This window comes from Pseudomonas abietaniphila (assembly GCF_039697315.1).
Lineage (GTDB): Bacteria > Pseudomonadota > Gammaproteobacteria > Pseudomonadales > Pseudomonadaceae > Aquipseudomonas > Aquipseudomonas abietaniphila_B.
This window is the reverse complement of record NZ_CP155619.1, coordinates 3,026,662-3,040,851: the sequence shown is the minus strand read 5'-3', so window position 1 is coordinate 3,040,851 and position 14,190 is coordinate 3,026,662. Positions and strand designations below refer to the sequence as shown.

14 protein-coding genes are annotated in these 14,190 nt (G+C 60.5%); 5 read left to right on the top strand and 9 right to left on the bottom strand.

Going from position 1 to position 14,190, the window contains the following annotated elements:
* Positions 1–2 precede the first annotated feature (2 nt).
* The 3 genes from ABDX87_RS13505 (at position 3) to ABDX87_RS13495 (ending at position 2,802) form a co-directional block, all read left to right on the top strand.
* Positions 3–1,058, top strand: a complete 1,056-nt coding sequence (locus ABDX87_RS13505; protein ID WP_346833512.1) for a COX15/CtaA family protein — start codon at positions 3–5, stop codon at positions 1,056–1,058.
* Between the two features lie 215 nt (positions 1,059–1,273).
* On the top strand, positions 1,274–2,173 hold the full coding sequence (gene cyoE, locus ABDX87_RS13500) for a heme o synthase (protein ID WP_346833275.1): 900 nt from the start codon (positions 1,274–1,276) through the stop codon (positions 2,171–2,173).
* The gene (locus ABDX87_RS13495) at positions 2,170–2,802 is read left to right on the top strand and encodes an SCO family protein (RefSeq protein ID WP_346833274.1); all 633 of its coding nucleotides are present in this window, start codon (positions 2,170–2,172) and stop codon (positions 2,800–2,802) included. Before cyoE ends, ABDX87_RS13495 begins: the two co-directional genes overlap by 4 nt.
* Before the next feature lie 247 nt (positions 2,803–3,049).
* Here ABDX87_RS13495 and ABDX87_RS13490 read toward each other — a convergent pair whose 3' ends face one another.
* The 3 genes from ABDX87_RS13490 to ABDX87_RS13480 all read right to left on the bottom strand — a co-directional run bounded on the left by ABDX87_RS13490 (position 3,050) and on the right by ABDX87_RS13480 (position 5,571).
* Complete coding sequence (locus ABDX87_RS13490) at positions 3,050–3,823, bottom strand: MetQ/NlpA family ABC transporter substrate-binding protein (RefSeq protein WP_346833273.1); 774 nt, start codon at positions 3,821–3,823, stop codon at positions 3,050–3,052.
* A 66-nt stretch (positions 3,824–3,889) separates the two neighbouring features.
* Positions 3,890–4,564: a methionine ABC transporter permease gene (locus ABDX87_RS13485; RefSeq protein WP_346833272.1), complete on the bottom strand. Its 675-nt coding sequence runs from the start codon at positions 4,562–4,564 to the stop codon at positions 3,890–3,892.
* Positions 4,564–5,571: a methionine ABC transporter ATP-binding protein gene (locus ABDX87_RS13480; RefSeq protein WP_346833271.1), complete on the bottom strand. Its 1,008-nt coding sequence runs from the start codon at positions 5,569–5,571 to the stop codon at positions 4,564–4,566. The genes ABDX87_RS13485 and ABDX87_RS13480 overlap by 1 nt, the downstream gene beginning before the upstream one ends.
* 405 nt (positions 5,572–5,976) lie before the next feature.
* Here ABDX87_RS13480 and katE point away from each other — a divergent pair, with 405 nt between their 5' ends.
* Positions 5,977–8,136, top strand: coding sequence for a catalase HPII (gene katE, locus ABDX87_RS13475; protein ID WP_346833270.1), 2,160 nt, complete (start codon positions 5,977–5,979; stop codon positions 8,134–8,136).
* Positions 8,137–8,318: 182 nt separating this feature from the next.
* Here the strand turns inward: katE and ABDX87_RS13470 are convergent, their stop codons facing one another.
* The 4 genes from ABDX87_RS13470 to ABDX87_RS13455 form a co-directional block, all read right to left on the bottom strand.
* Positions 8,319–9,032 carry a PA5502 family lipoprotein gene (locus ABDX87_RS13470; protein ID WP_346833269.1) on the bottom strand — a complete coding sequence of 238 codons (714 nt, stop codon included), beginning with the start codon at positions 9,030–9,032 and terminating at the stop codon, positions 8,319–8,321.
* A 157-nt stretch (positions 9,033–9,189) separates the two neighbouring features.
* The gene (gene znuB / locus ABDX87_RS13465; protein WP_346833268.1) at positions 9,190–9,972 is read right to left on the bottom strand and encodes a zinc ABC transporter permease subunit ZnuB; all 783 of its coding nucleotides are present in this window, start codon (positions 9,970–9,972) and stop codon (positions 9,190–9,192) included.
* On the bottom strand, positions 9,965–10,789 hold the full coding sequence (gene znuC, locus ABDX87_RS13460) for a zinc ABC transporter ATP-binding protein ZnuC (protein WP_346833267.1): 825 nt from the start codon (positions 10,787–10,789) through the stop codon (positions 9,965–9,967). Before znuC ends, znuB begins: the two co-directional genes overlap by 8 nt.
* Entirely contained in the window at positions 10,789–11,271 is a 483-nt protein-coding gene (locus tag ABDX87_RS13455; protein WP_346833266.1) for a Fur family transcriptional regulator, read from the bottom strand. Before ABDX87_RS13455 ends, znuC begins: the two co-directional genes overlap by 1 nt.
* Positions 11,272–11,337: 66 nt before the next feature.
* Between ABDX87_RS13455 and znuA the strand changes: the two genes are divergently transcribed.
* A complete protein-coding gene (znuA, locus tag ABDX87_RS13450) occupies positions 11,338–12,264 on the top strand; it encodes a zinc ABC transporter substrate-binding protein ZnuA (RefSeq protein ID WP_346833265.1) in 927 nt (308 codons plus the stop codon).
* A gap of 641 nt (positions 12,265–12,905) precedes the next feature.
* Here znuA and ABDX87_RS13445 read toward each other — a convergent pair.
* Positions 12,906–13,856 carry a homoserine kinase gene (locus tag ABDX87_RS13445; protein ID WP_346833264.1) on the bottom strand — a complete coding sequence of 317 codons (951 nt, stop codon included), beginning with the start codon at positions 13,854–13,856 and terminating at the stop codon, positions 12,906–12,908.
* A gap of 34 nt (positions 13,857–13,890) precedes the next feature.
* Positions 13,891–14,178: a DUF2782 domain-containing protein gene (locus ABDX87_RS13440; protein WP_346833263.1), complete on the bottom strand. Its 288-nt coding sequence runs from the start codon at positions 14,176–14,178 to the stop codon at positions 13,891–13,893.
* Positions 14,179–14,190: the final 12 nt, after the last annotated feature.

Genomic DNA, 14,190 nt, shown 5'->3' with positions numbered 1-14,190 from the left:
TGATGACCAGACCCGGATTTCGTCTCGCACTGTGTGCAACCTTGTTGGCGCTGGTGGTTGTGCTGCTCGGCGCCTACACCCGACTGACCCATGCCGGCCTCGGCTGCCCAGACTGGCCGGGCTGCTACGGATTTATCAGCGTGCCCAAGACCGAGGCGCAGCTGGCCCACGCCGAACTGCGCTTCCCGGATTCGCCTGTCGAGGAGCACAAAGGCCGCAACGAGATGGTTCACCGCTATTTCGCCGGTGGCCTGGCGCTGATGATCATGATGTTGGGTGTTCAAGCCTGGCACCGTCGGCACATCTCCGACCAACCGGTTGGACTGCCGTTGTTATTGGTAGGTGTGGTTGGCGCCCAGGCAGCGTTCGGTATGTGGACGGTGACGCTCAAGTTATGGCCGCAGGTGGTGACCGCCCATTTGCTGGGCGGCATCACGACGTTGAGCCTGTTGTTTCTGCTGACGGCCCGGCTGAGCGGAGTGTTCGCGCCGATGCCACAGATGAGTCCGCGCGTGCGGCGTCTGGCGGCGGTCGGTCTGGTGTTGGTGGCGTTGCAGATTGCGCTGGGTGGTTGGGTCAGTTCCAACTATGCGGCGATGGCCTGCACTGACCTGCCGCTGTGTCAGGGCCAATGGTGGCCGGAGGCTGACTTTGCCAACGGCTTTCATCTGACTCAGCACATCGGCCCCAATTACCTGGGCGGCAAACTCGACAGCACGGCGCGAACGGCGATTCACCTGACTCATCGCATCGGCGCGCTGCTGGTGACCTGTTCGCTGCTGATGCTGGCCTGGCAGCTGCAGCGCGCAGGGCTCAAGGGTTTGGCCGGTCTGTTAGCGGTGGCGCTGGTTCTGCAGATTGCGTTGGGTGTGAGCAACGTGCTTTTCCATCTGCCGCTGGGGGTAGCGGTGGCGCACAACGCAGGCGGTGCGGCTCTGATGCTGACCATGACATTCATCAACTACCGCGTCCGGCCGGCATTCGCCGTTTCACGCAGACACGCACCGAGCTTCTGGCAACACGCGCATGTGCTGCTGCATTTAGGACCGCATCGATGACGACGTGCTGAGCGCTCGCAGGTTTTTGATTCTGGCCGCAGGCCGTGGGAGGCCAGCTTGCTGACGATTGACCGGAAACCGGACACGAAACTTACGCTCGCGGTGTGTCAGATGCGGTCTGTAGGCAGATTTTGCTGACGCTGCGCGCCAGATCGCGAGCAAGCTTGCTCCCACGCCCTCCGGGCAGAAGCAATCCGAGACAAGGGGAAAGGTTAATGACAACCGCAACCGGCGAGCAGCATCGCCAGGCGCTGTGGCGGGACTATCTGGAGCTGACCAAGCCCAAAGTTCTGGTGCTGATGCTGATTACCTCGCTGGTAGGCATGTTTCTGGCCACCCGTGCCGGCGTGCCGTGGGCGGTGCTGCTGTTCGGCAATCTGGGTATCTCGCTGTGTGCCGGCGGCGCGGCGGTGGTCAATCATGTGGTGGACCGACGCATCGATGCGTTGATGGCCCGCACGCACAAGCGGCCCATTGCCGAAGGCCGTGTTTCACCTGCTGCCGCCCTCACCTTCGCCGCATTGCTTGCGATCATCGGTCAGGCGTTACTGTTGACGTTCACCAATGCGCTGGCAGCCTGGCTGACCCTCGCCTCATTGCTCGGTTACGCCGTGATCTACACCGGCTTCCTGAAACGTGCGACACCGCAGAACATCGTCATCGGCGGGCTGGCGGGTGCTGCGCCGCCGATGCTCGGTTGGGTCGCGGTCACCGGGCACATCAGCGCCGAGCCCTTGCTCCTGGTGCTGATCATCTTTGCCTGGACGCCGCCGCATTTCTGGGCACTGGCCATTCATCGCAAAGACGAATATGCCAAGGCCGCCATCCCGATGCTGCCGGTTACTCATGGCGAGCGGTACACCAAGCTGCACATCGTGCTGTACACCTTCGTGCTGTTGGCCGTGAGCCTGATGCCGTTCGTGATCAAGATGAGTGGCGTGCTGTACCTGATCTGCGCGAGCGTGCTGGGGATTCGCTTTCTGCATTGGGCGCTGGTGTTGTACCGTGGCAGCCGGCCGCACGCCGCGATCAACACCTTCAAGTACTCGATCTGGTACTTGCTGCTGCTGTTCATCGCGCTGCTCGTAGATCACTACCTAGTGTTGAATTTATGACCCGAACCCAAAAAACCGTCTTTGTTCTCGTGGCCATCGTAGCGGTGGTGCTGGGCCTTACCGTTAATCGTGTGCTGTCGGGCAAGGGTCAGGGAGACCAGACCGCGCTGATCGACGCGGGTGTGATTCTGCTGCCGCAAAGCCGTAACGTGCCCGATCTGAAGATGGTCGACCAAGACGGCCAGCCGGTGTCACTGGGGTCACTGAAGGACAAATGGACGCTGCTGTTTTTTGGCTACACCTTCTGCCCGGACATCTGCCCGACCACCCTCGCCCAACTGCGTCAGATCAAGAGTGAACTGCCGAAAGAGGCCGTCGACAAACTGCGGATCGTGCTGGTCAGCGTCGATCCTAACCGCGATACGCCGCAGCAGCTCAAGACGTATCTGGGCTACTTCGACAAGCAGTTCGTGGGCCTGACCGCGCCGGTGGACAGCATCCAGAAGCTGGCCAATGCGGTCAGCATTCCGTTCATTCCGGCCGACACCAGCAAGCCGAATTACACGGTGGACCACAGCGGTAACCTCGCCCTTCTTGGTCCGGACGGCACCCAGCGCGGCTTCATCCGCTCGCCGTTGAACAACCAGAAGCTGATTGCGCAGTTGCCGGGGTTGGTTGAGAGGAAGTGAGGGTCAATGATCGTTCCCACGCTCTGCGTGGGCATGCATTTCGTGACGCTCCGCGTCACAGTGGCCGCAGAGCGGCCGGATCGGCATTCCCGCGCGGAGCGTGGGGACGATCAAGTCGATGACATCGATGCCGTCTGACACGTCGCTTTCGTGAGCAAGCTCACTCCCACAGGATGTTGTGTTTCGCCGCGTGGACCGTTTCATGATCGCTCCCACGCTCTGCGTGGAAACGATCGAATCACGGTGATCAGAACGCCGGAACCACCGCCCCTTTGTACTTCTCAAGAATGAACGCTTTGGTTTCCGGGCTGTGCAGCGCGGCGACCAGTTTCTGGATGGCCGGCGAGTCCTTGTTGTCTTCGCGGGTGACGAGGATATTCGCGTACGGCGATTCCTGGCCTTCGATGATCAACGCATCCTTGGTCGGATCAAGCTTGGCGGTCAGCGCGTAGTTGGTGTTGATCAGCGCCAGGTCCACCTGAGTCAGCACGCGTGGCAACGTGGCCGCTTCCAGCTCGCGGAATTTCAGCGCTTTCGGGTTCTGCTGCACATCGCTCGGCTTGGCAGTGATGCTGTTCGGGTCTTTCAGCGTGATCAGACCGGCCTTGACCAGCAGCAGGAACGCGCGGCCTTCGTTGGTGGCGTCGTTCGGCAGCGCGACAGTTGCACCATCAGGCAGATCGGCGAGGTTCTTGATCTTGTCCGAGTAGGCACCGAAAGGCTCGACATGAACCTTCGCCACGCTCACCAGATGCGTGCCTTTGCCCTTGTTGAACTCATCCAGATACGGCTGGTGCTGGAAGAAGTTAGCGTCCATGCGCTTCTGATCGACCTGCACGTTTGGCTGGATGTAGTCGTTGAAGACTTTAACGTTCAGCGTCACGCCTTCTTTGGCCAGCGCCGGTTTGACGAATTCGAGAATCTCAGCGTGCGGCACGGCAGTGGCAGCGACGGTCAGGGTTTCATCGGCGTGGGCGGAAAAGGCAGCCACGGCAGCGAAGACGGCCAACAGTTTTTTCATCGGTTCTACTCCTTGAAATGCGCGCGGTGTGGCGCGCACCTGCCGGTCGACGACCGGCGAACTCAGTTAACGGTGCGAAAAGTGCGCGACCAGTCTGTCGCCCACGGTTTGCAGGATCTGCACCAGCACCAGCAGCAATACGACCGTCACGAACATCACATCGTTCTGGAAGCGCTGGTAGCCATAACGAATCGCCAGGTCACCCAGACCGCCGGCACCCACGGCGCCCGCCATTGCGGTGAAGGACACCAGCGCAATCGCCGTTACCGTGATCGCCGCCAGAATGCCGGGACGGGCTTCAGGCAGCAGCGCTTTGACGATGATTTGGCGTGTTGTGGCGCCCATCGCCTGAATCGCTTCGATGATGCCGCGATCCACTTCCCGCAATGCCGTCTCGACCAGGCGCGCGAAGAATGGCGTGGCGCCTGCGATCAGCGGCGGCAGCGTGCCGAGAATCCCCAGCGAAGTGCCGGTGATGATTTCGGTCAGCGGCATCATCACGATCAACAGGATGATGAACGGCAAGGCCCTCAGCATGTTCACGATCAGGCCGACGGTGGCGTAGACCGGCTTGTTCTCGAGCAACTGACGCGGCGAGGTGAGGAACATCAGTACGCCCAGCGGCAGGCCCAGCAGTACGGTGAACGCCAGCGACACGCCGAGCATGATCAGGGTATCGCCTGTGGCTAACCAGATTTCGTACCAGTCGACGTTGGAAAACAGATTGATCAGGGTATCCATCAGCGCAGGATCTCCATGTGAACGTCAGCCGCGGTGAAGCGGGCGAACGCGGCGTCCATGTCGCCGCCAGTGATGGCCAGCGTCAGTTGCCCGTAAGGAGTGTCCTTAATGCGGTCGATGCGGCCGGCCAGGATGCTGTAGTCCACACCGGTTTCCCGTGCGACGGTTCCCAGCAATGGCGCGTAGGTCGCTTCGCCCTGGAACGTCAGGCGCACGATGCGGCCCTGCACGTGAGCGAAGTCGGTGTTCTGCTCGTTCTCGTCGACCTGTTCGTCTTCCTGGACGAACCGTCGGGTCGTCGGGTGCTTGGGATGGAGAAACACGTCGGCCACCGGGCCTTGCTCGACGATCACGCCGGCGTCCATCACCGCCACCTGATCACAGACGCGACGGATCACGTCCATCTCGTGAGTGATCAACACGATGGTCAGCTTCAACTCACGGTTGATCTCCGCCAGCAATTGCAGGACCGACGCCGTGGTTTGCGGGTCGAGGGCACTGGTGGCCTCGTCGCACAGCAGGATCTTCGGCTTGGTCGCCAGCGCGCGCGCAATGCCGACGCGCTGCTTCTGACCGCCGGACAACTGCGCGGGGTACTTTTTGGCGTGGTCGGACAGCCCGACGCGGGCCAGCAATTCCGCCACTCGCTGATCGATCTGGGCGCGGGACATGTCCCCGGCCAGGGTCAGCGGCATGGCGACGTTATCAGCTACGGTCTTGGACGACAGCAGGTTGAAGTGCTGGAAGATCATCCCGACTTGTCGGCGAAAGCCACGCAGGCCGTCGGCATCCAGGGCGGTGACATCGACGTCATCGACCAGAATCTTGCCGCCGCTTGGCGCTTCCAGGCGGTTGATCAGGCGCAGCATGGTGCTTTTACCTGCACCGGAATGGCCGATCAGGCCAAACACCTGGCCGTCTTCGACGCGCAGGCTGGTCGGGTGCAGCGCGGGGATTTCCCTGCCGGCGACCCGGTAGGTTTTATGGACGTTATGAAACTCGATCACTTAGCGAACCTTGTGGGGGCGCGGTAGAAAAAGCAGCGTATGAGAAGAGCCTCGAACACACTGCTGGGCGATGCCATTTCGGCCGTTTATCGCCTCGGCTGGATAAACCGGGCGCGCATTTTAGCCTGTCAGGCCGGGATTGGGCCCGGAATTCTTAGCATTTATTTAGCGGATTACCTGCCGAACGGTCATAACGCCATTTCGGCTGGGCTGACCTTCGGCTGAAGCAACGTTAGACCAAAGGTCAGAAAAAACACGGAACGGCCCATTTTTCCCTCAGTCACTTAATAAGCGCCGCGATTTCCCCTGTCTTCTGTCCGGGAAATCCTTGCTTAACGAGCTTATTCCGCCTTTCGCCTATGGAAGACCGAGAAAGAGCCGCCTGAACCGAGGAGTTTTAAACCGATGGCTACGAAGAAACCAGCACCAGTGAGCCCGACGCCCAAGAGCGATCTGGCCGGCACCGATACGTTGGATCGAGGCAACACTAACGAGAAACTCGAGAGTCTTGAGCAATTCCGTTCAGACGCAACAGGTCAGGCATTACGCACCAATCAAGGCGTAAAAGTCTCCGACAACCAGAACACGTTGAAAGTCGGCAACCGCGGCCCGTCGCTGCTCGAAGACTTCATCATGCGCGAGAAAATCACGCATTTTGACCACGAGCGCATTCCGGAGCGCATCGTCCATGCACGCGGCACAGCCGCCCACGGCTACTTCCAGAGCTACGAGAACCATTCCGCGCTGAGCAAGGCCGAATTCCTCCGTGATCCGGGAAAGAAAACCCCGGTGTTCGTGCGTTTTTCCACCGTGCAAGGCCCTCGTGGCTCTGGCGACACAGTGCGCGACGTGCGCGGTTTTGCGGTCAAGTTTTATACAGGCGAAGGTAATTACGACCTGGTCGGCAACAACATGCCGGTGTTTTTCATTCAGGACGCGATCAAGTTTCCGGACTTCGTGCATGCCGTGAAGCCTGAGCCACACAACGAGATCCCCACCGGCGGTTCGGCGCACGACACCTTCTGGGATTTCGTCTCGCTGGTGCCTGAATCTGCTCACATGGTGCTTTGGACCATGTCGGACCGGGCGATTCCGAAAAACCTGCGGAGCATGCAGGGCTTTGGCATCCACACCTTCCGCATGATCAACACCGAGGGTAAATCCTCGTTCGTGAAATTCCACTGGAAACCCAAGTACGGCACCTGTTCTCTGCTGTGGGATGAAGCCCAGAAGCTTGCGGGTAAAGACACGGACTTCCACCGTCGTGATCTGTGGGAATCCATCGAGTCGGGCGACTATCCAGAGTGGGAATTGGGCGTGCAGATCGTCGCCGAAGAAGACGAGCACAAGTTCGACTTCGACCTGCTCGACCCGACCAAGATCATTCCCGAGGAAATGGTGCCGGTGACGCCGCTGGGCAAAATGGTGCTCAATCGCAACCCGGATAACTATTTCGCTGAGACTGAGCAGGTCGCTTTCTGCCCGGGCCACGTGGTCCCAGGCATCGACTTCTCCAACGACCCGCTGCTGCAGGGCCGTCTGTTCTCCTACACCGATACGCAGATCAGCCGACTGGGTGGCCCGAACTTTCACGAGATCCCGATCAACCGCCCTGTATCGCCGAACCACAGTGGTCAGCGCGACGCTCAGCATCGCATGACCATCGACAAGGGCCGTGCGTCCTATGAGCCGAACTCCATCGATGGCGGCTGGCCGAAAGAAACACCTGCCGGCCCGCAGGATGGCGGCTTCGAGACGTATCAGGAGCGCGTTGAAGCCCACAAGGTGCGCGAGCGCAGCCCGTCGTTTGGGGATCACTTCTCCCAAGCCACGCTGTTTTTCAACAGCATGAGCGAGCACGAGAAAGAGCACATCATCGCGGCATACAGCTTTGAGCTCGGCAAAGTGGAACGCGAGCACATTCGCGCGCGTCAGGTGAACGAGATTCTGGCGAACATCGACATGACCCTGGCCAAGCGGGTCGCCGAAAACCTCGGGTTGCCTGTGCCAAAAGGTCCGACCGTCAAAGCTCAAAAGACTGGCAAGCCAACGGTGGACACGTCTCCATTGCTCAGCCAGGCCAATCTGCTGCCGGGCGACATTGCCTCACGCAAAGTGGCGATTCTGGTTGCTGACGGCGTTGACGAGAAAGCCGTTGCCGCCATGAAGGCCGCGCTGGAAGCCGAGTCGGCTCACGCCAAGGTGCTCGGTCCAACCTCTGCGCCGGTGAAGACCGCAGGTGGCGGTACATTGGCCGTGGATGCCTCGGCGGAAGGCCTGCCTTCCATCGCGTTCGACGCGGTATTCATTCCAGGCGGCGCAGCTTCCGTGAAAGCCCTGAGCGGTAATGGGGTGGCGCTGCATTACGTGTTGGAGGCTTACAAGCACCTCAAGGCGATTGCCTATGCCGGAGATGCCAAACAGCTGATCGACACGTTGCATCTGGACCCGGACGCGGGATTGCTGGCGGTCTCGGACAGCAAATCGTTTACTGCCTTCTTCGATGCCATGAAACAGCATCGTGTTTGGGCACGTGAGCCGAAGGCCAAGGCGATTCCGGCTTGATAGCGGCGCCGCGCATTGGATGACTGCTGACCTTTAGGAGCACGCTTGCCCGAGAAAGAATGGTACATCCACGGATGTACCGACCAGATCGCGGGCAAGCGCGCTCATCCATGGACTAAGGCGCTGCAAATAAAAAAGGCGTTGCCTGTGAGGGCAACGCCTTTCTTTTAATCAGAATCTGATCAGAGCTTCGCGGGTTTCAAGTTGATCTGCGCAGGCTCGGCTTTTTCGATCTCGCGCTGAATCTGCAATTCGAAGTCCGGATTGATCTTCGTCACTCGCTTGGTCAGCAACGTTGCCAGCCAAGGATAGTCGTCCGTGCGCGGTACCTGAATCGTCACTTCGCAATTAAACGCAGCAATATCGGCGGCGATGTCGTTCAGTTGGCGACGCAATTGCTTCGAATCGGCGATGTTCAGCTTGACCGTCGTGCTTTCGGCTGTAGGGTCGATGACCTTCGCGGTGCGCTTCGCTTCAGCCGCGCGCAAATCGGCTTCGGCCTTATCGAGTTCGGCCTTGCGCGCGTTGGCAATCGCGCCATTCACGCCGCTGGTTAACGCTGGCGCCTTGGGCATCAGCGCGCGAGCACGGCTGAGCGCGGTGGCGGCGGCATTGACGTCCCCTTTCTGCAGGACGATCTGACTGCGGCTCAGGTAAGCCTCGGCCAATTGACGTTGGTACTGCTCCAGACGCGGGTCGTCAGGGTTCTTGCTCTGCAAAGCGGCCAACTGATCTTCAGCGGTGGCCAATTCGCTGCTGGCGATGTTCTGATCCAGCTGCTGATACGCGTCAGGCGCCGCGACAGGTGCGGGCGCTTCGACAGGCTTGCTTTGGCAGGCGACCAACAGTGTGGAAAATGCAGCAAGCAGCAGATAACGGGATGCGAACGGCTTCATTCCTGCGATTCTCTATTTGCGCAAAAAACGAGCAAGTCTACACATAAGTGCCTTGCACCGAAAATAACTGATCACCATCGGCGGCGCTGCATCGGATCATTGCATATTGCCGCCATTCAATTATTGCGGAGTATGACTGTTCTTCCAGTCCAAGGTTCTACCGCTTGGGTAAAAGGAAGCTCAGCAAAAACAACGCGGCAGCGCAGACCACGATGGACGGGCCTGCCGGGGTGTCCTTGAACCAGGACAGCGCGAGCCCGCCACAGACTGCAAGCACACCGATAATGCTCGCCCCCAAAGCCATTTGCTCGGGCGAACGGGCGTGACGTTGTGCCGCAGCCGCCGGAATGATGAGCAATGAGGTGATCAGCAATACCCCGACGATTTTCATCGCCACTGCGATGACCACGGCAATCAGCAGCATCAGTGTCATGCGCAGGGCCGCGACCGGCAGGCCTTCGACCGTCGCCAGTTCTTCGTGGACCGTGATGGCCAGCAGTGGCCGCCACAGCCCACAGATCAGCACCAACACCGCCGCGCTGCCGCCCAGGATCCACGACAGGTCAGTTGGGCTGATCGCCAGCAGATCGCCGAACAGATAGCCCATCAGGTCGATCCGCACTTCGCGCATGAAGCTCAGGACGACAAGGCCCAGTGACAGCGTGCTGGGCGCGAGAATACCCAGCAGCGTATCTGAGGCAAGCGGCTGACGTTGCTGAAGGGTCACCAGCAGGATGGCGAGCAGCAGACAGCCAACTGTCACGGCGATGGTCGGGCTGATGTCCAGCAAGAAGCCCAACGCAACCCCGAGCAAGGCGGCGTGGGACAAGGTGTCGCCGAAGTAGGCCATGCGGCGCCAGACCACGAACGAACCTAACGGGCCTGCGACGATCGCCAGAGCAAGGCCTGCGAGCAAGGCATAGAGTAGAAAATCAGCCATGCTTGCAGCTGTCTCCGTGGTCATGGTTATGAGGGTGCGAGTGTGCGTGCGCAGGGTCGTGACAGTGGTCGTGAGCGGCGGCGGGTTGGCAGACCTCGCCGTGCAGGTCGTGCGCATGGTCGTGATGGTGGTGATAGATCGCCAGGCTTGGCGCGTGCTGACCGAACAGCTCGACGAACGCCGGATCGTTGCTGACATGCTCGGGATGCCCGGAGCAGCAGACGTGCCGGTTCAGGCAGACCACCTGATCGGTGGTGCTCATCACCAGGTGCAAATCGTGGGACACCATCAGCACGCCGCACTGATGACGGTTACGCAGTTGCGTGATCAGCGCATACAGTTCGGCCTGGCCGGCAACATCGACGCCTTGCACGGGCTCGTCGAGCACCAGCAGCTCCGGCTTGCGCAACAGGGCACGGGCCAGCAGAACGCGCTGCATTTCGCCGCCGGAAATGCCCTGCAACGGGCTGTCGATGACTTTTTCGGCGCCCACTTCGGACAGGGCTGCAAGCGCGGTTGCCCGGTCGACGCCCGGCACCAGGCGCAGGAAGCGCAGGACGGACAACGGCAGCGTGGCGTCGATATGGAGCTTCTGCGGCATGTAGCCGATGCGCAGTCTGGGTTTGCGCCAGACCTCGCCCGAATCAGGCTTTAGCAGTCCGAGTACGGCGCGCACCAGCGTTGTCTTGCCCGCGCCGTTAGGGCCGATCAAGGTAACGATCTCGCCGGGACTGACGCTCAGCTGAATGTTTTCCAGCACGCTCTGGCCGGCACGAGTGACGCTGACGTCCTGCAGGCGGATCAGTGCGTCGCTCATCAGGCGGCCTTGCAGCCAGCACACACACCGACCACTTCGACGGTCTGGGCTTCCACGTCAAAGCCCACTTCGTTGGCCGCGTTGACGATGGCGGCACTGATAGCTCCGTGCTGCAGCTCGATGGCTGCGTGGCATTCGCGACAGATCAGGAACTGGCCCTGATGCGCATGGGTCGGGTGGTTGCAGCCGGCGAAAGCGTTCAGTGAGGCAATGCGGTGCACCAGGCCGTTTTCCAGAAGGAAATCCAGCGCACGGTACACGGTGGGCGGCGCGGCGCGGCGACCGTCCTCTTCGCTCAAGACCGCGAGGATGTCGTAGGCGCCCAGTGGCTTGTGGCTTTGCCAGACCAGCTCCAGCACGCGACGACGCAGAGCGGTCAGCCGCAGCCCTTTCCCGGCACACAAAGTGTCGGCCTCAGTCAGGGCGCTGTGTACGCAATGAGAGTGATCGTGGGGGCGACTGGCCAGTGGTGTATTAGACATGGGCGGCGACGGCTTTTGTGAGAGACGTTATTATGTTACCCGTTCCTGCCCCCATGAGTGGTCACCGTGTCCCGACTTTTTTTACTTTTTGTCGTATTCATCACCGGATTTCTTTCCATTGCTCCCGCCCAGGCCGAGGTTCGAGTGCTGACCAGCATCAAGCCCCTACAGCTGATTGCTGCGGCTGTGCAAGACGGAATCGCGGTGCCGGAAGTCCTGCTGCCGCCGGGCGCATCACCGCATAACTACGCGCTGCGCCCGTCCGACGTACGGCGCGTTCAGGACGTAGACCTGCTCTACTGGATCGGCCCTGACATGGAAACGTTCCTGCCGCGCGTACTGACCGGCCGCACCAAGGCATCGGTGCCGGTTCAGTCGTTGCCCGGCATGCATTTGCGCCACTTCACCGCGAGCAGCGATCACCATGACGACGACGGTGATGATGACGAGCACGATCACGACCACCGTCCGGGCAGCGTCGACGCGCACCTGTGGCTGTCTTCGGTCAACGCGCGAGTGATCGCGGCGAAAATGGCTGCCGATCTGAGTCAGGCCGATCCGGACAACGCGGCGCGCTACGCAAGTAACGTTCAGGCATTCGATGAACGCATGGACGCGCTGGACGCGAAGATCAAACAGCGCGTGGCGGGCATCACCGACAAGCCGTATTTCGTGTTCCACGAAGCCTTCGATTATTTCGAAGAGGCCTACGGGCTCAAGCATGCGGGTGTGTTCGCGGTCAGCAGCGAAGTGCAGCCGGGCGCGCAGCACGTCGCCGCCATGCGCACGCGCTTGGCATCGTTCGGCAAGACCTGCGTGTTCAGCGAGCCGCCGCTGCGTCCGCGTCTGGCAGAAACCCTGAGTGCGGGCTTGCCGGTGAAGCTGGCGGAGCTGGATGGGCTTGGTGGATACACGCCTGCCACGGCTCAGGGTTATGAGCAGCTGCTGAGCAAGCTGGCCGATGATCTAGCGGGGTGCCTGGAGAGTTTGTAGCGCCTGGTTAAGCCTTATCGCGGGCAAGCGCGCTCCTACAATTGAACCGCGCTCTTCTGTGGGAGTGAGCTTGCTCGCGAATGCGGTGGTTCAGCACCATCACCGGTGACTGACACACCGCATCGCTGCCCTCGTAACCTCGGACGTCTCCTACAGTGACCGAGTTGATGCACGGGCGCCTGCTCGGCCACGGTCCTGTGGGAGTGAGCTTGCTCGCGAATGCGGTGGGCCAGTACCTTCAATAGTGAGTGACACACCGCATCGCTGCCCTCGTAACCTCGGACGTCTCCTACAGGGACCGGGTTGATGCATGGGCGCCTGTTCGGCTTCGGTCCTGTGGGAGTGAGCTTGCTCGCGAATGCGGTGGGTCGGCACCATCACCGGTGACTGGCACACCGCATCGCTGCCCTCGTAACCTCGGACGTCTCCTACAGTGACCGGTTGATGCACGGGCGCCTGTTAGGCTTCGGTCCTGTGGGAGTGAGCTTGCTCGCGAATGCGGTGGGTCGGCACCATCACCGGTGACTGGCACACCGCATCGCTGCCCTCGTTACCTCGGACGTCTCCTACAGGGACCGGGTTGATGCACGGGCGCCTGTTCGGCTTCGGTCCTGTGGGAGTGAGCTTGCTCGCGAATGCATTTACAACGCGAATGGCAACGGAATATGCGTTTCCTGGCGCTGTTCCAGGCGTTTGCGGAATTCAGACGGGTCGTGGATCAATACGTCTTGCCCGGCAAAGCTTTCCGCCGCGATCAGGCGCGACAGCCAGAACCGTACGCAACCTACGCGCAGCATCGTCGACCACAGTTCAGCTTCCGCCGCCGTAAACGGACGCAATCCCGCGTAGGCGCCCAGCAATGCGCGCGCGCGTGGCGCATCGATTTTGCCGTCTTCGAACGAACACCAGTCGTTCACGGCGATCGCGACGTCATACAGCATCGGTGCGGAGCAGGCGTTGTAGAAGTCGATCACGCCGGTCAGGTGAGTGCCCTCAAACAGCGTGTTGTCGCGGAACAGGTCGGCGTGGACGTTGGCGCGCGGCAGGGCCATGATCTTGCCTTTCTGCCGCTCGATTTCCTCGACGGAGCGCTTCAGCAGCGCGCCTTCCGTTTCGCCAAGGTGCGAAATGAAGCTGCTACCTTCCTCCAGCATCCAGTCCAGACCGCGATCCGTCTTGCGCTCGATGGTCTTTTCACGGGTCGCGAGGTGCATGTGCGCCATCAGCTCGCCGATCTGCGCGCAGTGCTGAGTATTCGGTTCGGTCGGGTGCTTGCCCGACAGACGCGGTTGCAGCAGCGCGGGCTTGCCTTTGAGCTCGCGCAACGCTTGGCCGTCGGTGGTGCGCAGGGCGTAGGGCACCGGCAGATTTGCCTCGTGCAACACGTCCAGCAGTTCGATGAAGAACGGCATTTCCTGCACGGGGCCGCGCTCGACAAGCGTCAGGACGAACTCGCCCTTCTCCATGCTGATGAAGAAATTGGTGTTTTCACTTCCGGCTGCGATGCCTTGGAAATCACGCAGTTGGCCGAGCCCGTACGGGGCGAGAAAAGCTTCCAGCTCGGGCCGAGCCAGGGGAGTAAAAACAGACATATGAACACTGCCAGCAAAAGGTGAATGTAAGGCGTTACCAGCTGAATAGTACCCACTGGGGGATCAGCATGTCCGGTTGATCCGAACGAATGAATTGACCGCTGGTGCCATCGGCGCGCACTAGATAGTACGGTTTGCCGTATTTAGGCGTGATTTTTACCGCATAAACGAAGCCGTTTGCCTTGTATTCCTGCACAAAATTGTCACCGTCCTTGCGGATCGTGACGTCAGGTTCAGCCGACGGGGCTTCGTCTTCGGCGGCCGCCGCGATCAGCGGGGCAACCAACAGAGCGACCAGTAACAAGCGATTTTGTGTACGCATGATAACCTTGCT

Excerpts from the sequence above, each read along its gene's own strand:
- znuC (WP_346833267.1), bottom strand. The coding sequence starts at position 10,789 with ATGAGCGACGCACTGATCCGCCTGCAGGACGTCAGCGTCACTCGTGCC.
- ABDX87_RS13505 (WP_346833512.1), top strand. The coding sequence starts at position 3 with ATGACCAGACCCGGATTTCGTCTCGCACTGTGTGCAACCTTGTTGGCG.
- ABDX87_RS13440 (WP_346833263.1), bottom strand. The coding sequence starts at position 14,178 with ATGCGTACACAAAATCGCTTGTTACTGGTCGCTCTGTTGGTTGCCCCG.
- ABDX87_RS13445 (WP_346833264.1), bottom strand. The coding sequence starts at position 13,856 with ATGTCTGTTTTTACTCCCCTGGCTCGGCCCGAGCTGGAAGCTTTTCTC.
- znuB (WP_346833268.1), bottom strand. The coding sequence starts at position 9,972 with ATGGCTGATTTTCTACTCTATGCCTTGCTCGCAGGCCTTGCTCTGGCG.
- katE (WP_346833270.1), top strand. The coding sequence starts at position 5,977 with ATGGCTACGAAGAAACCAGCACCAGTGAGCCCGACGCCCAAGAGCGAT.
- ABDX87_RS13495 (WP_346833274.1), top strand. The coding sequence starts at position 2,170 with ATGACCCGAACCCAAAAAACCGTCTTTGTTCTCGTGGCCATCGTAGCG.
- ABDX87_RS13490 (WP_346833273.1), bottom strand. The coding sequence starts at position 3,823 with ATGAAAAAACTGTTGGCCGTCTTCGCTGCCGTGGCTGCCTTTTCCGCC.
- ABDX87_RS13455 (WP_346833266.1), bottom strand. The coding sequence starts at position 11,271 with ATGTCTAATACACCACTGGCCAGTCGCCCCCACGATCACTCTCATTGC.
- ABDX87_RS13485 (WP_346833272.1), bottom strand. The coding sequence starts at position 4,564 with ATGGATACCCTGATCAATCTGTTTTCCAACGTCGACTGGTACGAAATC.
- cyoE (WP_346833275.1), top strand. The coding sequence starts at position 1,274 with ATGACAACCGCAACCGGCGAGCAGCATCGCCAGGCGCTGTGGCGGGAC.
- ABDX87_RS13470 (WP_346833269.1), bottom strand. The coding sequence starts at position 9,032 with ATGAAGCCGTTCGCATCCCGTTATCTGCTGCTTGCTGCATTTTCCACA.